This is a genomic window from Stenotrophomonas sp. Steno-Z10-HUANG, from assembly GCF_056393075.1.
On the sequence record NZ_JBWJPA010000001.1, the window covers coordinates 377,312 to 397,482 of the forward strand.

Annotated in this window: 17 protein-coding genes; 10 read left to right on the forward strand and 7 right to left on the reverse strand. The window is 71.5% G+C overall.

Features of this window, described 5'->3' with window-relative positions; all coding sequences use genetic code 11:
• Positions 1-67: 67 nt before the first annotated feature.
• Together AC06E6_RS01700 and AC06E6_RS01705 are read left to right on the forward strand one after the other, a co-directional pair.
• The gene (locus AC06E6_RS01700; protein WP_161614983.1) at positions 68-613 is read left to right on the forward strand and encodes a YecA/YgfB family protein; all 546 of its coding nucleotides are present in this window, start codon (positions 68-70) and stop codon (positions 611-613) included.
• Between the two features lie 7 nt (positions 614-620).
• The gene (locus AC06E6_RS01705; RefSeq protein WP_240212274.1) at positions 621-1,946 is read left to right on the forward strand and encodes an aminopeptidase P N-terminal domain-containing protein; all 1,326 of its coding nucleotides are present in this window, start codon (positions 621-623) and stop codon (positions 1,944-1,946) included.
• A gap of 825 nt (positions 1,947-2,771) precedes the next feature.
• On the opposite strand, the gene pepQ is transcribed toward AC06E6_RS01705, so the two are convergent.
• From pepQ to rph, 7 genes are all read right to left on the reverse strand, one after another.
• Positions 2,772-4,100 (reverse strand): Xaa-Pro dipeptidase, encoded by a 1,329-nt coding sequence (gene pepQ / locus AC06E6_RS01710; protein WP_478060094.1) that lies wholly within the window; start codon positions 4,098-4,100, stop codon positions 2,772-2,774.
• A 79-nt stretch (positions 4,101-4,179) separates the two neighbouring features.
• A complete protein-coding gene (locus AC06E6_RS01715) occupies positions 4,180-4,527 on the reverse strand; it encodes a PilZ domain-containing protein (protein ID WP_104939477.1) in 348 nt (115 codons plus the stop codon).
• Positions 4,524-7,055, reverse strand: coding sequence for a DUF1631 domain-containing protein (locus AC06E6_RS01720; RefSeq protein WP_478060096.1), 2,532 nt, complete (start codon positions 7,053-7,055; stop codon positions 4,524-4,526). The genes AC06E6_RS01715 and AC06E6_RS01720 overlap by 4 nt, the downstream gene beginning before the upstream one ends.
• 80 nt (positions 7,056-7,135) lie before the next feature.
• Positions 7,136-8,356 carry a radical SAM family heme chaperone HemW gene (gene hemW, locus AC06E6_RS01725; protein ID WP_240212271.1) on the reverse strand — a complete coding sequence of 407 codons (1,221 nt, stop codon included), beginning with the start codon at positions 8,354-8,356 and terminating at the stop codon, positions 7,136-7,138.
• Positions 8,357-8,385: 29 nt separating this feature from the next.
• Entirely contained in the window at positions 8,386-8,982 is a 597-nt protein-coding gene (gene rdgB / locus AC06E6_RS01730) for an RdgB/HAM1 family non-canonical purine NTP pyrophosphatase (RefSeq protein WP_161614977.1), read from the reverse strand.
• Entirely contained in the window at positions 8,979-9,368 is a 390-nt protein-coding gene (locus tag AC06E6_RS01735; protein ID WP_240212270.1) for a VOC family protein, read from the reverse strand. The genes rdgB and AC06E6_RS01735 overlap by 4 nt, the downstream gene beginning before the upstream one ends.
• On the reverse strand, positions 9,365-10,093 hold the full coding sequence (gene rph / locus AC06E6_RS01740) for a ribonuclease PH (protein ID WP_104939473.1): 729 nt from the start codon (positions 10,091-10,093) through the stop codon (positions 9,365-9,367). The genes AC06E6_RS01735 and rph overlap by 4 nt, the downstream gene beginning before the upstream one ends.
• 112 nt (positions 10,094-10,205) lie before the next feature.
• Here rph and AC06E6_RS01745 point away from each other — a divergent pair, with 112 nt between their 5' ends.
• From AC06E6_RS01745 to AC06E6_RS01780, 8 genes are all read left to right on the forward strand, one after another.
• Positions 10,206-11,066 carry a YicC/YloC family endoribonuclease gene (locus AC06E6_RS01745; RefSeq protein ID WP_240212269.1) on the forward strand — a complete coding sequence of 287 codons (861 nt, stop codon included), beginning with the start codon at positions 10,206-10,208 and terminating at the stop codon, positions 11,064-11,066.
• A gap of 270 nt (positions 11,067-11,336) precedes the next feature.
• Entirely contained in the window at positions 11,337-12,599 is a 1,263-nt protein-coding gene (locus AC06E6_RS01750) for a serine hydrolase domain-containing protein (protein WP_478060099.1), read from the forward strand.
• Positions 12,600-12,704: 105 nt separating this feature from the next.
• Positions 12,705-13,316: a guanylate kinase gene (gmk, locus tag AC06E6_RS01755; protein WP_104939470.1), complete on the forward strand. Its 612-nt coding sequence runs from the start codon at positions 12,705-12,707 to the stop codon at positions 13,314-13,316.
• 187 nt (positions 13,317-13,503) lie between these two features.
• Positions 13,504-13,803: a DNA-directed RNA polymerase subunit omega gene (rpoZ, locus tag AC06E6_RS01760; protein ID WP_054667378.1), complete on the forward strand. Its 300-nt coding sequence runs from the start codon at positions 13,504-13,506 to the stop codon at positions 13,801-13,803.
• 256 nt (positions 13,804-14,059) lie between these two features.
• Positions 14,060-16,219: a RelA/SpoT family protein gene (locus tag AC06E6_RS01765; RefSeq protein ID WP_104939469.1), complete on the forward strand. Its 2,160-nt coding sequence runs from the start codon at positions 14,060-14,062 to the stop codon at positions 16,217-16,219.
• Between the two features lie 365 nt (positions 16,220-16,584).
• Positions 16,585-16,968, forward strand: coding sequence for a RidA family protein (locus AC06E6_RS01770; RefSeq protein ID WP_104939468.1), 384 nt, complete (start codon positions 16,585-16,587; stop codon positions 16,966-16,968).
• 9 nt (positions 16,969-16,977) lie between these two features.
• Entirely contained in the window at positions 16,978-19,122 is a 2,145-nt protein-coding gene (gene recG, locus AC06E6_RS01775) for an ATP-dependent DNA helicase RecG (protein WP_240212267.1), read from the forward strand.
• A gap of 65 nt (positions 19,123-19,187) precedes the next feature.
• On the forward strand, positions 19,188-20,129 hold the full coding sequence (locus AC06E6_RS01780) for a nucleoside hydrolase (RefSeq protein WP_104939466.1): 942 nt from the start codon (positions 19,188-19,190) through the stop codon (positions 20,127-20,129).
• The last annotated feature ends 42 nt before the right edge of the window (positions 20,130-20,171 follow it).

Here is a 20,171-nt window from a genome sequence, read left to right on the forward strand (position 1 = left end):
CTACACTGTGCGGCCGCTGCCGCGCCGCGCGCGGCGGCCTTTCCCGCTTTCCGCAGACCCAGGTGACATGACCGATCTTCCCGCCGTCAACGACATCCTCCAGGCCAGCCAGGCGCTGGACCTCGGGGCCACCCCGGCCGAACTCCACGGTGGACTGTGCGGCTGGCTGGCCGCCGGCGGCGCCGACCTGCAGGCGTGGCCGGCCACGGTGCTGGCCGACGACAACCTGCCCACGCCGGAGCCGGGCAGCGTGCTCGACCGCCTGCGCGAAGCGGTGGTGGCGCAGCTGGAAGACCGCGATTTCGCCTTCGAGCTGGTGCTGGCCGCGCCGGCGGCGTCGCTGCAGGCGCGCACCGACGCGCTGTTCGACTGGTGCCGTGCGTTCCTCGGCGGATTCGGCCTGGCGTCCGGCAAGCGTCCGGCGCTGAGCGAGGAGGGCGAGGAGGCGCTGCAGGACCTGGCGCGGCTGGCGCAGGCCTCCAGCGAGGAATTCGACAGCGCCGACGAGGACGAGGACGCGCTGGCCGAGATCGAGGAATTCGTGCGCGTGGCGGTGCTGCTGCTGCACGGCGACTGCGTGATGGGCGCGCGCCACCGCCAGCGCCTGAACTGAGGCGGCCATGCACACGCTGACCGGCATCGCTGCCGCCGAGTATGCGCACCGCCGCCGCCAGCTGATGGAAGCGGCCGGTGACGACGCCATCCTGGTGTTGCCGGCCGCGCCCGAGCGGGTGCGCAGCAACGACACCCATTACCCGTACCGGCAGGATTCGGACTTCTGGTACCTGTGCGGCTTCCCGGAGCCGGAAGCGGTGCTGGTGCTGATCCCCGGCCGCCGCCACGGCGAGACGATCCTGTTCTGCCGCGAGCGCGATCCCGAGCGCGAGGCCTGGGACGGCCCGCGCGAAGGCCAGGAAGGCGCGGTGGCGCGCTATGGCATGGACGACGCCTACCCGATCGAAGACCTGGACGACATCCTGCCGGGCCTGCTGGAAGGGCGTTCGCGGGTCTATTACCACTTCGGTCGCGACGCCGATTTCGACCTCAAGCTGATCGGCTGGGTGAACCGGGTGCGGTCGCAGGTGCGGCATGGCGCGCAGCCGCCGCACGAATTCCTGGAGCTGGGCCACCTGCTGCATGAGCAGCGGCTGTTCAAGTCGCCGGCCGAGATCGCTTTGATGCAGCACGCCGCCGACATCAGCGTGCGGGCGCACCGCACGGCGATGCGGATCGCGCGCGCCGGCATCGCCGAGTACGAACTGCAGGCCGAGCTGGAACGCGAGTTCCGCCGCCACGATGCCTGCCCGGCCTACAACAGCATCGTCGGCGCCGGCGCCAATGCCTGCGTGCTGCATTACCGCGCCAACAATGGCGGCAGCGGCGACGGCGACCTGGTGCTGGTCGATGCCGGCGCCGAATACCGCGGCTACGCCAGCGACATCACCCGCACCTTCCCGGTCAGCGGCCGCTTCAGCCGCGAACAGCGCGCGCTGCACGACCTGGTACTGGCGGCGCAGGCCGCGGCGCTGGAACAGGCGCAGCCGGGCATTGCCTACGAGGAAGGCCACCTGGCCGCGGTCGAGGTGCTCACCGAGGGCCTGCTGCGGCTCGGGCTGCTCAAGGGCGACCTGGAGGAGAACCTGATCGAGGGCCACTACAAGCGCTTCTACCGGCACAAGACCGGGCACTGGCTGGGCCTGGACGTGCACGACGTGGGCGATTACAAGCTCGCCGGCGAATCGCGGCTGCTGGAGGCCGGCATGGTGTTCACCATCGAGCCGGGGCTGTACGTGTCGCCGGACGACACCAGCGTGGCGCCGCGCTGGCGCGGCATCGGCATCCGCATCGAGGACGATGTGCTGATCACCGCCGAGGGCCACCGCGTGCTGACCGGCGCGCTGGAACGCAGCGCGGACCAGATCGAGGCATTCATGGCCGGGCGCTGAGGCGCCCACGCTTGGGTGTTGCCGCGCACGGCGCGGGAAGGGAGACGCAAACGCGCAGTGGCGATGCCAGCGCCGTGGCTTTTTCTGCCGTTGTCGTTGTCGTTGTCGTTGCGGTTGCCGTTACCCGTGCTTGCGCTGCCGTACTCGTGCATCGTGCTTTTCCTTGCCCGGGAGCAGGCCGGGCACCGCGGCGGAACGCGCGGCGCAGAGGCGCGCGTGTCCGGGCGGGGCGGGTTGCGCGTGGCCGTCGCTGTCGCCGGGAGCGCGGGCATGCCGTTTGGCGGATCGCCTCCGTGGTGCTGTCTTCGGGTTGCTTCTCGGTGCGCGCGCAAGGATGAAGCGGCCCGCTGCCGCGGAGCAGGAGTGACCGCCTTTGATCTCGGCGTCCGCCCTTGCCCAGGGCAGCAAGGCCCAGGGCAACGGCAGCGGTGTCCGCGCGCCTTCCCGCAGCGGCCTGCGTTTCCCCGTACGTGCAAGCAGAAGGCACGCCGCAGACATGCCTTCCAGAAGCTCCCATGGCGGGTCGGGCGGGCCCTGCCATCGCGCACTTCGCCCGCGTGCCCGCGTGGTCAAGTCCGCCGCCGGGATCCTGCGGCACGACCTTCCGGTCGCATCGAAAACGGCAGGCGTCGCGCCCGTCGCACCGGCAGGATCCCTGCCGGCGGCCGCGGCGCTGCCGGCGGGCCGGCCAGTCCCCCGCCGGGGCGCCAGCGCGGAAGCCGGCGGTACCGTGGGCGCGCCGGCGGCCAGGGCGCGCGCGGATCAAACCCCCGGCCGCGTTGCGCGGCCGGGCCCGCTCATGCATGCGCGCGGCGGCGGATGCGGTCAGTCCTGCGCGGCGAACACCGGACGGGTCAGGTTGTCGGCCTCGCCGTCGGTGCACAGCACCTCGTCCTCGATGCGGATGCCGCCGTAGGGACGGAAGAAGTCGACCCGCGCCCAGTTCACGCTGGCGGCGTTGCCGGCCTTCTTCACTTCGTCCAGCAGCATGTCGATGAAGTACACGCCCGGTTCGATGGTGACCACCATGCCCGGCTCCAGCACCCGGGTCATGCGCAGGTAGGGGTGGCCGGCCGGGCGCTCGATGCGGCCGCCGCGGTCGCTGGCGGCGAAACCGGCCACGTCGTGTACCTGCGCACCGATCAGGTGGCCGATGCCGTGCGGGAAGAACGCCGCGCTGACGCCGCTGGCCAGCGCCGCTTCCGGCGACACGGTGATCACGCCGAAGTCCTTGAGGATGCCCATCAGTGCCAGGTGCGCATCGACGTGCAGCTGCTTGTAGTCGAAGCCGCTGCGCACCGCCGCGCACATGCCCCGCTGCGCGGCGTCGACCGCGTCGATCAGCGCCTGGAACTCGTCATGGCCGGCGGCGGCATGGGTGCGGGTGATGTCGCTGGCGTAGCCGCACGCCGACGCACCGGCGTCGATCAGGAAGCTGCGCGCCGGCTGCGGCGCGGCGTGACCGAGATCGGTGTAGTGCAACACCGCCGCATGCTCGTTGAGCGCGATGATGTTGCCGTAGGGCAGTTCGTTGCAGTCCTGGCCCACGGCGCTGCAGTAGGCCATGTGGATGGCGAACTCGCTGGCACCGGCATGGAACGCGGCCGCGGCGGCGCGGTGGCCGCGCACCGCATGCACCTGCGCCTGGCGCATCAGCGCGATCTCGTACGGCGTCTTGAACGCGCGGTGGTAGTCCAGGTAGTCGATGACCGGCTGCGGGTTGTTGGGCGCGAAACCACCCAGCGTGCTCTGCGCTTCGCCGAGAATCGCGCAGCGCGCCGGATCCTTGGGCAGCAGCGCCAGCGCCTGTTCCGGGGTGCGGATGACGTGGATGTCGAAATGCTCGACCCACCAGCCATCGGGCGCGGCCGGCACCGCGTGCCAGTAATCGTGCGGCTGGTGGTAGACCAGCTGCGGGCGGCGGCCGGGGGTGTGGATCAGCCAGCTGTCGGGCACGCGGGTCAGCGGCAGCCAGGCCTTGAACTGCGGGTTGACCGCATACGGATAGTCGCGGTCGTCGAAGGCCTGGTAATGCAGGCGGCCGCTGGGCACGACCAGGTGATCGAAGCCGCCACGGGCCAGCGCTTCGTCGGCGCGGCGGACGAGGACATCCAGGTGGTCGGCGTACAGGCGGCCGGGATCGGGCAGGTTCATGGACAGGCTCGCGGCAGGGCGGGAATCGAACCGGAATTGTGCCGCAATCGGCGCCGCGCCGCTGTGCCGGTTCCGTCGCTCAGGATGCCGGAAGGCTGGATTCGATCCACTGCCGCAGGCGTTCGCGGTGGCCTTTTTCCAGGGTCAGGAAGCGGAAGCCGGCCCAGAAGTGGCCCGGCGCCTGTGCCGCTTCGCGCCACAGCAGGTGCACGCCGACGTCGATCGGTGCCTCGCCGCCGCGACCGTCGGGCACCGGGAAACGCAGCTGGTAGAGCGCATCCTCGTTGAGCGGTTCGGAGGCGATCAGCAGCATGCCGGTTTCGGACACGTTGCCGAGCCGGCCGATCACGCCGGCGGTCATGGTGTCGGTGACCGGCACCAGCGCAGGCACCTGCAGGCGCGGGGCGCGCCGGGTATCGGGGATCATGCGGACTCCGGTGCGGCGCTGCCGCCGGCAAGCGCGCGCAGGGCGCGCAGGGTGGCCTGCCAGGCGCGGTCGATCAGCCGGCCGCGGTCCTCGGTGACCACGCGCAGCTGGTCGCGTGCCATCAGCCGCGCCAGCGCATCGAGCGAATGTTCGGCCATCTTCTGCCCGCGCTGGTTCACGAACAGCGCGTTGTCGGTGACCAGGCTGTACCAGGACAGGCGCAGGCGGCGGGCGTCGCCCTGCTGGTTGATGGTGAACTCGAACCAGGTGCCGAACGGCAGCGTGCGCAATTGCCGGTAGAAGCCTTCCTCGGCCGGGGTGCGTTCGGCAGGCGGCGGTGCCTGCGGGTCCGCGCCGTTGCTGCTGTCGCCGCCGAGCCGGGCGCGGGCCTTGAGCCGCGCGGCCAGTTCGGTGCGCGAGGTGATTTCATCCTCGCCGCCGGGCGTGGACAGGCGGCGGGCGATGGCCCCGGCCTCATCCTCGTGGTAACCGACCTGCAGCAGCGATTCCTCGATCTGCCCGCACAGCGCCGGATCGGCCGCGCCGTCGGCGCTGGCGGTGATCCGGCCGATGCGCGCCGTCGCTTCCTGGCGCTGGCGCCATTCGTCCGAGTCCTCGCCCTGGCGCAGCAGGGTCAGGGTCAGCACGTCGCTCCAGGCCTCGTGCAGCAGGGTCTGCACGAACCTGGGCGGGTTGGCCGCGCGGCACAGCTGGCCGATGGTGCGGCCAGCCAGCTGCTTGGCCGCTTCCAGCCGTTCCTTGCCGCGCGCGGCCTCGATCTGCCGGCGTTCGGTGACCTCGGCCTTGCGTACCGCCGCCTGCAGGTGCGACTGCACCTGGCGGTTGGCGGCGGCGAACACGGACTCGTCGCCCTGGTACTCGGCGACGACCCGGTCCACCGCTTCGCCGAGCTTCTGCAGCAGCGCCGGGTCGCCGTCGTCGTCTCCCAGCCATACCGCGCCCGACTCGGCCACGGTGTTGAGCAGTTCGCGCGCCGGGTGCTGGTCGCGGATGAAGAACGCCTCGTCGCCGACGGCGGCACGCGCCAGCGGCACCTGCAGGCGATTGAGCAGGTCGGTGGCCGGGCCATTGCTGCGTACTTCGCGCTGGATCTGCCCGTAGAGCATGCCCAGCAGGTCGAGCGTGTTGCTGTCGCGGGACGACAGCGTGGCGCTTTCGCCGTGTTCGGCGCGCACCTGCGACAGCAGCGCCTTCTGGATGTCGCCGAAACTGCGGCGCGCGCCGGGGGCCGCGCCCTGTGGCTGCAGCCGCGCGAGCACGTCCATCACCGCCTCGCTGGGCACCGCGCGCGCCGGCGCGGCGGCCGGGTGTGCCGGCGGCGCCATGCCCGCCAGGTCGGCCAGTGCAACGCCCGGCGCGGGCGTGGCGGAACGCAGTTGGCCACCCAGGGCGGCCAACTGCGGAAGGAGGTCGGGGGGAATGGCCATGCCACCGCCGCCGCTGCCCGCACCCGCACTGGCACCCGCACCCGCACCCGCACCCGCACCCGCAGCGCCGCCGCTGCCGGCCTGCAGCTGCTGCGCCAGCAGCTGGCGCGCGGCATCGAGCAGCTCGTGCAGCGAGGCCATGCTGGCCGCCGTCGTAGTCGTGGTCGTGGTCGTGTTCGGCGTGGCGGGGGCCGGCCCCGGCGCGGCGGCCGCGGGCATGGACATGGCGCCCATCGCGGCCTCCGCCCATGACGCCGCCGGCGCCTGTCCCTGCCATTGGGTCAGTGGCCGCGGCGCCGCCGCGGACGGGCTCTCGCGCGTGGCCGCGGCGGGCCCGCCGGCGGTGCGGCGCTGGCCTGCCGGCCGTGGCAGGTAGGGGATGTACACCAGCCCAGGCAGCACGCCTTCGCGCGCCAGCAGCATGTTCAGGCGGTCCAGCAGCTCGACGTGCCGCTCCATCGCCTGCCGTTCGAACACATGGTAGAGCTGCCGCTGCGCTTCCAGGTTCAGGCCCAGCCGCTCGCCGCAGGCGCGCAGTATCCGGCACAGCGCATATGGCCCCACCGGCAGGCTCTCGGCATCGAACGCCGGTTGCGCGGCGAGCACGCCGAAGCGCTGCCCGAGCAGTTGCAGGTGCGATTGCGCGCGGTAGCTCTCGCGCCGCGCCATCTCGTGCAGCACGATGTCGCGGTCGATGTCGGTATCGGTGACCAGGCTCATCGCCGGTATCGCCGGTGCGGGTGTCGACGCCGGGGCGTTGCCTGCCGTGGACGGCCGGCGCAGCCGCGCCAGGTCCTCGGCCAGTGCGTCCAGGAACCAGCCCGGGAACTCGGCGGCCTGCGCGCCCAGCTGGCGGATCTGCGCATAGACATCGGCCTGGACCTGGCTGTTGCGCGCCTTCTCGGCGAGGCCGAACAGTTCGCGCTCCAACTGCACCATGGTCAGCTGCAGCGGCGAGGCCAGCACCTGGGCGGCAATGCCGTGGACGGCCTGGAGCAGCTGGCGGACGCGTTCGGGGGCCGGCGCGCCGGCAAGCCGCGCCGCCGCCTGGCTGGAAAAGGGTGCTGTGGTGCCTGACATCCGCTGTACGTTCCGCCCCTGGTGGGCGATTTCTATCACTTCGCCGGTGCTGCCGCTACTTGCGCAGCCCAATGCCCTGTTCAGGGCAGGAACAGCTCGACCACGTCGTTGGTGAAGCGCCGCCCCAGTTCGGTGGGGACGACGCGGACGCCGTCGTGGTGCAGCCAGCCGCGTTCGACGGCGCTGGCCAATGCCGGCTGCAGCACGGCGCGGTCCAGCCCGGTGCGCGACTCGAAGTCGCGCAGGCCGAAGCCTTCGTGCAGGCGCAACAGGTTGAGCATGTATTCGAACGGCAGCCGCGCGGCGTCGATCACGTCGTCGCCGCCGATCGCCGCCGGGGTACCGGCGGCCTCCATGAACGCCTGCGGGTGCTTGTGCTTCCAGCGGCGCAGCACCTGCTGCTGCGCGCCGGAGCTGATCTTGCCGTGCGCGCCGGCGCCGATGCCCAGGTAGTCGCCGAAACGCCAGTAGTTGAGGTTGTGCGCGCACTGCCAGCCGTCGCGCGCATAGGCGCTGACCTCGTACTGGCCGTAGCCGGCCTGCGCCAGCAGCGCCTGGCAATGTTCCTGCATGTCCCAGGCGCTGTCCTCGTCGGGAATGCCGCGCGGCGGCCGCGCGAAGAACACCGTGTTCGGCTCCAGGGTGAGCTGGTAGTGCGAGATGTGCGTGGGCGCCAGCGCGAACGCGCGCTCCAGGTCATGTTCGGCCTGGGCCAGGGTCTGTTCCGGCAGCGCGTACATCAGGTCGATGTTGAAGTTGTCGTAGCCGGCATCCCGGGCCAGCTTCACCGCGCGCTCGGCTTCGCGGCTGTCGTGGATGCGGCCCAGGCGCCTGAGCGCGTCGTCGTCGAAGGTCTGGATGCCAAAGCTGATGCGGTTCACCCCGGCCGCGCGGTAGCGGTCGAAGCGGCCGTGCTCGGCGGTGCCGGGGTTGGTCTCCAGCGTCACTTCCAGGTTCGGCGCGAACCGCAGCCGCGCGCTGGCCTGCTGCAGGAAGCGGTCGATCGCCTCGGGCGGGAACAGGCTGGGGGTGCCGCCGCCGAAGAACACGCTGCTGACCACCCGGCCCCAGACCAGCGGCAGGTCCTGGTCCAGGTCGCGGACCAGCGCGTCGACATAGGCGTCGAACGGCAGCGCGCCCTTGCCGGCATGCGAGTTGAAATCGCAGTACGGGCATTTGCGCACGCACCAGGGCAGGTGCACGTACAGCGACAAGGGCGGCGGCACCAGCCGCACCGGTGCGTGATCTGCGCTGCAGGCCTCGCCGGGCAGGTGGTCGCAATGGTCGTGGGTGTGCGGCATGGGCGGGCAGGGCGTCGCGGACAGGGCGGTCAGTGCCAGGCGGCGAGCTGCCGCTTGAGCTGCTGCAGGGCGAGCGCGCGGTGGCTGATGGCGTTCTTCAGCGCCGGCTCCATCTCCGCGGCGGTCAGGCCATGGCGTTCGTCCAGGAACACCGGGTTGTAGCCGAAGCCGTGGGTGCCGCGCGGCGCATGGGTGATGCGTCCCTCCCAGCGGCCCTCGCAGATCAGCGGCTGCGGATCGGTGGCATGGCGCAGCAGCACGATCACCGCGTAGAAGCGGGCGCCGCGCTCGCCGTCGGGAATGCCGGCCATCGCCTCGAGCAGCTTGGCGTTGTTGGCGGCGGCGTTGCCCGGGACGCCGGCGTAGCGCGCGCTGTACAGGCCGGGCGCGCCGCCCAGGGCGTCGACGATCAGGCCCGAGTCATCGGCCAGCGCCGGCAGGCCGGTGGCCTGGCAGGCCGCGCGGGCCTTGAGCAGCGCGTTCTCGACGAAGGTCAGGCCGGTCTCCTCGACATCGCCCAGGCCCAGTTCGGCGGCCGAGGTGACCTGCAGCGGCAGGTCGGCGAGGATCTCGCGCATTTCCGCCAGCTTGCCGGCATTGTGGCTGGCCAGTACCAGGGTCTTCATTGGCGGGGCTCCAGCAGGTCCCAGGTGTTGCCGTACAGGTCACGGAACACCGCGACCGTGGCATAGGGTTCTTCGCGCGGCGCTTCCAGGAACTGCACGCCGGCCGCACGCATGGCCGCGTGGTCGCGGTGGAAATCGTCGGTGTGCAGGAAGAAGCCGACCCGGCCGCCGGTCTGGTCGCCGATGCGGCTGCGCTGCGCCTCGTCGCTGGCGCGTGCCAGCAGCAGCGCGGCGCCGCTCCCCTCGGCCTGTCCGACCACGACCCAGCGCTTGTGGCCCTGGTCGACGTCCTGCAGCAGCTGGAAACCGAGCTTGCCGGTGTACCAGGCAATCGCCTCGTCGTAATCGGCCACCACCACGGTGACCAGGGCGATGCGCCGGTTCATGCCTGCGCCAGGGCGGCCTGCTGGGCGGCGAACAGTTCGCCGATGCCCTTCTCGGCCAGCGCCAGCAGCGCATCGAGCTCGTCGCGGCGGAAGGCATGGCCTTCGGCGGTGCCCTGCAGTTCGATGAAGCCGCCGCCATCGTTCATGACGACGTTCATGTCGGTGTCGCAGTCGCTGTCCTCGGCGTAGTCCAGGTCCAGCACCGGCACGCCCTTGTAGACCCCGACCGATACCGCGGCGACCGCGCCGAACACCGGGTTGCGCTTGATTTCGCCGCGCTTGAGCAGGGTGTTCACCGCATCCACCAGCGCCACGTAGGCGCCGGTGATGGCCGCGGTGCGGGTGCCGCCGTCGGCCTGCAGCACGTCGCAGTCCAGGGTGATGGTGCGTTCGCCCAGCGCGTTGCGGTCGATGCACGCGCGCAGGGTGCGGCCGATCAGGCGCTGGATCTCCAGCGTGCGCCCGCCCTGCTTGCCGCGCGCGGCCTCGCGGTCGGAACGGGTATGGGTGGAGCGCGGCAGCATGCCGTACTCGGCGGTGACCCAGCCTTCGCCCTTGCCGCGCAGGAACCCGGGCACGCGGTTCTCGACGCTGGCGGTGCACAGCACGCGGGTGTGGCCGAAGCTCACCAGCACCGAGCCCTCGGCATGGCGGGTGAAGCCGCGTTCGAGGGTGACGCTGCGCAGCTGGTCGGCCTGGCGGCCGCTGGGACGGGAAAAGGTCATGGAAAATCCGGGTGGCGATGGAGCGGCATGGGGGCGCCCGGGCGGCCTGCGGGGCCGGCATCCGGGGACGCCTAGGGTACCATTCGCCCTTTGCAACGCACCGGAAATCCACATGATCCGAAGCATGACCGCCTATGCCGGCGGCGAACGCGGCACGCGCTGGGGCACCCTCGGCTGCGAGCTGCGCTCGGTCAACCACCGTTTCCTCGAAGTGGGGGTGCGGTTGCCGGAGGAACTGCGCGCGCTGGAGCCGCAGCTGCGCGAGCGCGTGGCCGCGCGCATCAGCCGCGGCAAGCTGGACCTGGTCATGCGCCTGCGCGCGCCGGACGCGGCGCCCACGCTGGCGGTGGACGAGGCGCTGGTCGAGCAACTGGGCGGCCTGGCGCGGCGCCTGCACTCGCGGTTCCCGGACATGCGCATCGGCTTCACCGAACTGCTGGCGTATCCGGGCGTGCTGCGCGGCGAGGCGGTCGATGCGGCGGCACTGCAGGCCGAGGCGCTGGCACTGCTGGACGAGACCCTCGACGGCTTCGTCGCCGCGCGCGAGCGCGAGGGCGCCAAGCTGAGCGCGGCGATCAGCGAGCGGGTGGACGCGATCGAACGCATCGCCGGCGAGGTGCGCGGGCTGATCCCCGCCATCCGTGAGGGCCAGCGCGCCAAGCTGGCCGCGCGCCTGGCTGACCTGCCGCACCCGGTCGACCCGGGCCGTGCCGAGCAGGAACTGGTGCTGTGGCTGCAGAAGCTCGATGTCGACGAGGAACTGGACCGCCTGGGCAGCCACATCGGCGAGATCCGCCGCGTGCTGCGCGAGCGCGAACCGGTCGGCCGGCGCCTGGATTTCCTGCTGCAGGAGTTCAACCGCGAGGCCAACACCCTGGGCTCCAAGTCGGTGGACAGCCGCACCTCCAACGCCGCGGTCGAACTGAAGGTGCTGATCGACCAGATCCGCGAGCAGGTGCAGAACCTGGAGTAACCCCCGCCGGCGCCGTCGCGCCGTGCGTTGTGTTTCCGGAGCGGGTCGCCGCATCCCTGCGCCGGGCCGCGTGTTGCCGTGCGCGGGCTGGCCTGCAGGTGCCGGGCCACGTCCGGGACCGGGCGGTGCGTCGGCGCGGCCATTGCCGTGGTGGCGGCCTCACCCGATGCCGCCGCGCGGCGTGTGCGCCTGCCGCGCACCGGCCGGCCGCGCTTGCCGCCACGGGCCGCGGCTGCTATGCAGTCCGTTCCCTGGCGCAGAGGTGTGGGCATGCACGCGACGGTTGCCGATCCGATCCATCGACGCCGCTTCCTGGCGGCCGCCGCGGGCGGCGCGGCACTGGCCCTGCTGCCGGCGGCGGGGCGTGCGGCGGCCCGCATGCGCGACGATCCGCGCTGGATCCCGTCCGATGCCTTCCTGGCCACGTTGCCGGAATGGATGCGTGCCTTCGGCGTGCCCGGCGTCGCCATCGCCGTGGTGGACCAGGGCGAGCTGGCGTGGCACCGCGGGTTCGGCGTGGCCGACGTGGACAGCGGTGCGCCGGTCGACGCCCACAGCGTGTTCGAGTGCGCCTCGCTGAGCAAGCCGGTGTTCGCCTACCTGGTGCTGCAGCTGGTGGATGCCGGGGCGCTAGCGCTCGACCGCCCGCTGGTGGACTACCACCGGCCCGATTTCCTGGCCGATGACGACCCGCAGCTGGCGCGGATCACCGTGCGCGACGTCCTGCGCCACAGCAGCGGCCTGCCGGGCTGGCGCGCGCACCCCGACCGCGATCCACTGCGCACGATCGCCGAGCCCGGACAGCGGGTGGATTATTCGGGCGAGGCGTTTTTCTGGCTACAGCGGGTGGTGGAGACGGTCACCGGCCAGGCCCTGGACCAATGGGCGCAGCAGCACCTGTTCGGGCCCGCCGGCATGCACGGCAGCACCTACACCTGGAATGCGCACGCCGCGCGCCACTCGGTGACCGGCGTGCCCGCGCCGGGCGCCCGTCCGGTGGTGCAGACCTTCCGCGCGCAATGGCCGCTGCTGCAGCCGCTGGCCGAGGCCAGCGGCAAGCCACTGGCCGCCTGGACCTGGGACGACGCGGTGCGCGCGCTGCCGCAGGCGCAGGCCGCCGCGCCGACGGGCATGTTCGTATGGCCCGGCGACCTGCTGGCCAATGCCGCCGCCAGCCTGCGCGGCCCGGTGCAGGACTACGCGCGCTTCATCGCCCACATCATGCGGCGCCCGGTGCGGCAGGACTGGGAGATCGGCGAGGCGACCCGGCAGGCGATGCTCACCCCGCAGCTGGCGGTGCGGCCGGGCTGGCTGGACAAGGGCCTGGGCTGGAACCTGGAACGGATCGACGCGGATACGCGCTGGTTCTTCCATGGCGGCGCCAATGCCGGCCGCTACAAGACCTTCGCGGTCGGCGACCCGCGGCACGGGCGCGGGCTGGTGGTGATGACCAGCGGCGGTGGCGGCACCGGGGTCTACCAGCGCATCGTGCGCGCGGCCACCGGGCGCGACATGCTCGCCTTCGACCTCTGACCGGGCCGCGGCTGCAAATGCCCGGCCCCGGCCCCCGGCATTTGCAGCGACGGCCCGGGCTGGTTATCGTGCGCCGCCCGAACCATCGACCCGGAGATCCGCGCGATGCGTGGCACCCTCTTCATCGTCGCGGCTCCCTCCGGTGCCGGCAAAAGCAGCCTCGTCAACGCCACTCTGGCGCGCGATGCGCAGATCGCGCTGTCCATTTCCTTCACCTCGCGGGCGATGCGCCCGGGCGAAGAGAACGGTCGCCACTACCATTTCGTCAGCGCCGCGGAGTTCGAGCGCATGATCGCCGCCGGCGATTTCTTCGAGTACGCCCGCGTGCACGGCGACTGGAAGGGCACCGCGCGGCAGTCGGTGGAGCCGCAGCTGGCCGCCGGCAAGGACGTGCTGCTGGAGATCGACTGGCAGGGCGCGCGCCAGGTGCGCGAAAAGGTGCCCGACGCGGTCAGCGTATTCATCCTGCCGCCCTCCAAGCAGGCGCTGGACGACCGCATGCGCAAGCGCGGCCAGGACAGCGAGGCGGTGATGGCGCAGCGGCTGGCGGCCGCGCGCGAGGAAATGCTGCATTACGACGAATTCGACTATGTGATCGTCAACGAGGTGTTCGACACCGCCGTGGACGAGATGTGCGCCATCTTCACCGCCAGCCGCCTGCGCCGGGCGCAGCAGCAGGCCCGCCATGGCGGCCTGATCCGCTCGCTGCTGGACTGAGCCGCGGCGGCCCGGGCCGGGTGTCGCGGCCGCCATGGGGCGGCCGCCGGTGCCGGCCGGGCAGGCAACTGATTGATTCCAAAGGACCCGGGGCAGCGGCGATTTGTATCCCGGGGCGTCGGCCTGTACAATCCCCGACCTTTCCCTCATCCGATCGAGCGGCCGCTGCTGGTCGCCGGGAGCTCGCATGGCCCGCATTACCGTAGAAGATTGCCTGGAAGTCGTTAACAACCGTTTCGAGCTGGTCATGATGGCGTCCAAGCGCGCCCGCCAGCTGGCCAACGGCGTGCAGGCCACCCTCGACAACAGCGAGACCGAGGACAAGCCGACCGTGCTGGCGCTGCGCGAGATCGCCGCGCGCAAGATCGACAACGCGCTGATCGAGGAAGTCGAGAAGGCCGAGCGCGAGCGCGCCGAGCGCGAGGCGCTGGAATGGGCCGCCGCCGAAGTCGTCGCCGACGAGGATATGTCCAAGAACGACGACTGATCCGCCGGGTCATCGCTGTGCATCGACAGCCCGCCACGTGCGGGCTGTCTGCGTTATGGGCGCCCGGCACCCTGCATTCCATGCCCCGGACGCGTCTGCAGGAAAGCCTTCGTGTGCCAGTCGGCGCTGCGAAGCGGCGCGGCGATGAACAGGACGGGGCCCGCCGCCCGCAATGCAGGCCGTGGGGCGGCGGCGCCAGCGCGATGCCGCGTCTTTGGCGTTGCCGTGTGGGTGCTGCTGGCATATCTTCCCAGCCATGAACCCAGGACCCTCTGCCCAGGTCGCTGCGCCCGCGGGTGGCGCGGTGCCGGACTACGTACTCCAACTCGAACGCGCAGCCAGTTACCTGCCCGCCGAGCAGCTGCCGATGCTGCGCCGTGCCTGGGAAGTGGGCGCGTCCGCGCATGCGGGCCAGACCCGCAAGTCCGGTGAGCCCTACATCACCCATCCGGTGGCGGTGGCCGGCATCCTGGCCGAGCTCGGGCTGGACGTGGAGGCGCTGGTCGCGGCGATCCTGCACGACACCATCGAAGACACCCCGCTGACCTACGACGAGCTGGCCGGCGAGTTCGGGCAGACCGTCGCCGAGCTTGTCGAAGGCGTCACCAAGCTGGACAAGCTGCGCTTCCGCGACCGCCAGGAAGCGGCGGCCGAGAGCTTCCGCAAGATGCTGCTGGCCATGTCGCGCGACCTGCGCGTGATCATGATCAAGCTGGCCGACCGCCTGCACAACATGCGCACGCTGGGCGCGCAGAGCGCCGAGGCGCGGCGCCGCATCGCGATGGAAACGCTGGATATCTACGCCCCCATCGCCCAGCGCCTGGGCATGAGCCTGATCAAGTCCGAGCTGCAGAACCTGGGTTTCAAGGCGCTGTACCCGTGGCGCCACGCCATCCTGGAAAAGCACATCCGCAGCCAGCCGGTGGTGCGCCGCGAGGCGATGGCGCAGGTCGAGGTGCAGTTGTCGCAGCGGCTGGCGCGCGAAGGGCTGGAACACCGCCTGGTCAGCCGCATCAAGACGCCCTGGAGCATCTACACCAAGATGCGCGAGGAGAACAAAACCTTCGACCAGGTGATGGACGTGTTCGGCTTCCGCCTGGTGATGCGCTCGGTGCCCAGCTGCTACCACGCGCTGGGCGCGGTGCACGCCGCGTTCAAGCCGCTGGACGGGCGCTTCCGCGATTTCATCGCCATCCCCAAGGCCAACGGTTACCAGTCGCTGCACACGGTGCTGTTCGGGCCCTACGGCTCGCCGATCGAGGTGCAGATCCGCACCGAGGAGATGGACCTGATCGCCGAGCGCGGCGTGGCCGCGCACTGGACCTACAAGTTCGGCGGCGATTCGCCCAACAGCGCGCAGAGCCGCGCGCACGCGTGGATCGTCGAGCTGATCGATTCGCAGCGCTCGGCCGGTTCGTCGCTGGAGTTCCTGGACAACGTCAAGGTCGACCTGTTCCCGGACGAGGTCTACCTGTTCACGCCCAAGGGCAAGATCCTGGCGTTGCCGCGCAACTCCACCGCGCTCGACTTCGCCTATGCGGTGCACACCGACATCGGCAACCGCGCGGTGGCTTCGCGCGTGGACAAGAAGCTGGTGCCGCTGCGCACCAAGCTGGCCAGCGGGCAGACGGTGGAAGTGATCACTGCGCGCTCGGCCACGCCCAAACCGCAATGGCTGGAGTTCGTGGTCAGCTCCAAGGCGCGTACCGCCATCCGCCACCAGCTCAAGCAGCTCGAGCACGAGGACGCCGTGCAGCTGGGCCACCGCATGCTCGACCGCGCGCTGGAAGCGATGGACAGCTCGATCGAGCGCCTGCCCAAGGGGCGGCTGGATGCCTTCCTGGGCGAGCACCGCTACCCGCGCCTGGAAGCGTTCCTGGCCGACGTCGCGCTTGGCAACTGGATGCCCACCCAGGCCGCGCAGGCGCTGATGGCGCATGGCGAGCCGCGCGCCGGCGGTACCACGCAGCGGGCGCAGGAGAAGATCCTGATCAACGGCAGCGAGCGCGGCGTGGTCAGCTTCGCCGGCTGCTGCCAGCCGATCCCGGGCGACGAGATCATGGGCTACCACACCGCCGGCAAGGGCATCGTGGTGCATCGCATGGACTGCCCGAACCTGGCCGAGCTGCGCAAGTCGCCCGAGCGCTGGGTGCCGATCGGCTGGGACAGCAGCGTGGTCGGCGACTACGACACCGCGCTGGTGGTGGAAGTGGAGAACGGCACCGGGGTACTGGCGCAGCTGGCCGCGGCCATCGCCCAGAGCCAGTCCAACATCGAGCGGGTGGACTACCTGGACCGCGACTTCAATGCCGCGGTGCTGTGCTTCAACATCCAGGTGCGCGACCGTACCCACCTGGCCGAGGTGATGCGCCGGTTGCGGCGCCTGAGCGTGGTGCAGTCGGTACGTCGCCAGTGAGCGCTGCGAACGGGTAGCTGCGGGGCTTGCCCCGCATGGAGCTTCACCGGAACGCCCCACCGGGCGCAGCCCTGCGCCATGGACGCCAGCGCCGACCCCTGTAGCGCGGGGCACCGTAGCGCTGGGGCCCTATCGACCCTGTCCGCACCCGCTGCGGAACAACCGTCATCCGCCGCCGCCGCGCTTTCTCCACAGCCGGTGTGCAACGGCATGCCGACAACCTGTGGATAAGCGCCCATGCGCCTTGCCGGGCGTGCCTTCGCCGCGGGTGGTGAAAAAATGTCCACGATGGCCGCGGCGCCGGCGGGCCGGCATGCCCGGGGCGGACGCTACAATGCCGGGCCATATCCCAACCGGAGTCCCCCATGTCCCGCCAGATCATCAACACCGCCAACGCGCCGGCCGCCATCGGCCCGTACTCGCAGGCCGTGCGTGCCGGCAACACCGTGTATTTCTCCGGCCAGATCCCGCTGGACCCGGCCACCGGCGAGATCGTCGCCGGCGACGTCGCCGCACAGGCGCGCCGCGCCTTCGACAACCTCAAGGCGGTGGCCACCGAAGCCGGCGGTTCGCTCGACCAGATCGTGCGCCTGGGCCTGTACCTGACCGACCTGGGCGAGTTCGCCAAGGTCAATGCGGTGATGCAGGAGTACTTCCAGGCGCCGTTCCCCGCCCGCTCCACCATCGAAGTGTCCGGCCTGCCCAAGGGCGCGGCGTTCGAAGTCGATGCGGTGATGATCCTCGACTGATCCACCGGCATGGCGCGTACCCGTGCGGCGGCCCCCGCGCTGGCGGCCAGCGGCGAAACCCCGGTGACGGCGCTGCCGGGCGTCGGCCTGGCGGTGGCCGCCAAGCTGCAGGCGCGCGGCATCGGCAGCCTGCAGGACCTGTGGCTGCACCTGCCGCTGCGCTACGAGGACCGGACCCGGCTCAGCGCCATCGCCACGCTGTTGCCGGGCAGCGCCGCGCAGGTGGAAGGGCGGGTGGTCGCGGTGGAGCGCGGCTTCCGCTACCGGCCGGTGCTGCGGGTGGCGCTGGAAGACGACTCGCGCGGCACCCTGGTGCTGCGCTTCTTCCACTTCCGCGCCGCGCAGGTGGCGCAGTTCGCGGTCGGCGCGCGCCTGCGCTGCTACGGCACCCCGCGCCCGGGCCAGCACGGGCTGGAGATCGTGCACCCCAGCTACCGCATGCTCGGTGACGGCGAGGAGGCCGGCCTGGGCGACGCCTTGGATCCGGTCTATCCGGTGGTCGAGGGGATCGGCCCGGCGACCCTGCGCAAGTTGATCGGCCAGGCGTTGGAGCGGTTGCCCGGCGAGGCCGCGCTGGAGTTGCTGCCGGCCGCCCTGCTGGACGGCCTGGCGTTGCCGTCGCTGCGGCAGGCGCTGTTGACCATGCATCGGCCGCCCGCCGATGCCGATGTCGCCGCGCTCGCCGCCGGCACCCACCCGGCGCAGCGGCGGCTGGCCATGGAAGAACTGCTGGCCCACCACCTGAGCCTGCGCCGCCAGCGCATCGCCCTGCAGCAGCATCACGCCCCGGCGCTGAAGGGGGGCGACAAGCGCGTGCGGCAACTGCGCCAGTCGCTGCCGTTCCGTCTTACCGGTGCGCAGCAGCGCGTGTTCGCGCAGATCCGCCAGGACCTGGCGCGGCCGCACCCGATGCTGCGCCTGGTGCAGGGTGACGTCGGCTCCGGCAAGACCGTGGTGGCCGCGCTGGCGGCGATGCTGGCGGTGGAGCAGGGCAAGCAGGTGGCGCTGGCGGCGCCGACCGAACTGCTGGCCGAGCAGCACCTGGCCAACCTGCGCGGCTGGCTCGAGCCGCTGGGCGTGCAGGTGGCGTGGCTGGCCGGCAAGGTCACCGGCAAGGCGCGCGCGCGGGCGCTGGAGGACATCGCCTCGGGGCGTGCGCAGGTGGTGGTCGGTACCCACGCGCTGATGCAGGACAGCGTGGTGTTCCACGACCTGGCGCTGGCCATCGTCGACGAGCAGCACCGCTTCGGCGTGCACCAGCGGCTGGCACTGCGCGACAAGGGCGCCGATGGCCGCAGCGTGCCGCACCAGCTGGTGATGACCGCCACGCCGATCCCGCGCACGCTGGCGATGGCCGCCTATTCCGACCTGGACGTGTCGGCGATCGACGAGCTGCCGCCCGGCCGCACCCCGGTGCAGACCATCGTCATCAGCGCCGAGCGCCGGCCGGAACTGGTCGAACGCATCCGCGCCGCGTGCGCGCAGGGGCGCCAGGCGTATTGGGTATGCACCCTGATCGACGAGAGCGGGGACGATGGCGGCGGCCCCGCGGCCAACGCCGGGCGCATGGAGGCCGTGGCCGCCCAGGCCACCTTCGAGGCGCTGTCCGCGCAGTTGCCGGGCGTGCGCGTCGGGCTGGTGCACGGGCGCATGAAGGCCGCCGAGAAGCAGGCCGCGATGCGCGCCTTCAAGGCAGGCGAGACCGGCCTGCTGGTCGCCACCACGGTGATCGAAGTGGGCGTGGACGTGCCCAATGCCTCGTTGATGATCATCGAGAACGCCGAGCGCCTGGGCCTGGCGCAGCTGCACCAGCTGCGCGGCCGGGTGGGGCGCGGCGCGGCCGCGTCCAGCTGCGTGCTGATGTACCAGGGGCCGCTGTCGGCGATGGCGCGGCAGCGGCTGGAGACCATGCGCCAGACCAGCGACGGCTTCGTGATCGCGGAAAAGGATCTGGAGCTGCGCGGCCCCGGCGAACTGCTCGGCACCCGCCAGACCGGTCTGGCCGCGTTCCGGGTGGCCGACCTGGCGCGCGACGCGGGGCTGCTGCCGGGCGTGCATGCCCTGGCCGAACGGCTGCTGGCCGACGCGCCGGCGGTGGCCGACCGCGTCGTGGCGCGCTGGGTGGGCGGCGCGGCCCGTTACGCCTCGGCCTGAGCGCGCACTTCCCCTGTCAGGGCCCAGGTGCCAGACTCCATGGCCGACCAGAAGGCAAGCATGAGATGAGCAAGAAGATTCCGCTGCTGATTGATACCGACCCGGGCGTGGACGATGCGCTGGCGCTGTTGATGGCCTTTGCCGACGCGCGCCACGACGTGGTCGGGTTGACGGTGGCGGCGGGCAATGTCGGCCTGGGCTACACCGTGCGCAACGCGTTGAAGCTGTGCGAGGTTGCCGGGCGCGGCGACGTGCCGGTGTTCGCCGGTGCCCCCGATCCGCTGGTGTATCCGGCCGAGGACGCGGCCCATGTGCATGGCCGCGACGGCTTCGGCGACGTCGACCTGCCCGCCGCCGCGCGCGCGGTCGAGGACGAGCACGCCGCGCTGGCGATCCTGCGCCTGTCGCACCAGTATGCCGGCGAGCTGCTGCTGGTCGCGCTGGGGCCGCTGACCAACATCGCGCTGGCGCTGAAGCTCGACCCGACCCTGCCGCAGCGGGTGAAACGCTTCCTGGTGATGGGCGGGGCGATCACCGGCCACGGCAACATCACCCCGGTGGCGGAGTTCAACATCGCCTTCGACCCGGAGGCGGCGCACATCGTGTTCACCGCGTTCCCGCATGTCGAAGTGGCCGACTGGGAAGCCACCGTCGCCCATGGCCTGCTGCACCGGAACGTGGAGCAGTGGCTGGCCGCCGATACCGACAAGGCGCGTTTCTACGAGCTGATCTCGCGCCAGACCCGGCTGTGGTCCGAGGACAGCCGCGGCGAGTACTGGTACGCGGCCGACGCGCTGGCGATGGCCTGGGCGCTGCAACCGGAAGGCGCGACCCGGCTGGAACAGCGCCCGCTGGCGATCGAGATGGCCGGCGGCCGCACCCGCGGCGCCACCGTGGTGGACTGGAACCGGCAGACCGGCGCGGCGGACAACACCACCCTGCTGATCGGCTACGACCAGGCCCGCTTCGAACGCCAGGTGCAGCGGGCGCTGGGGCTGGATTCCTGATTCCCTTCAATCCCGGCTTGCCCCGACGGGCCGGCCGGGACT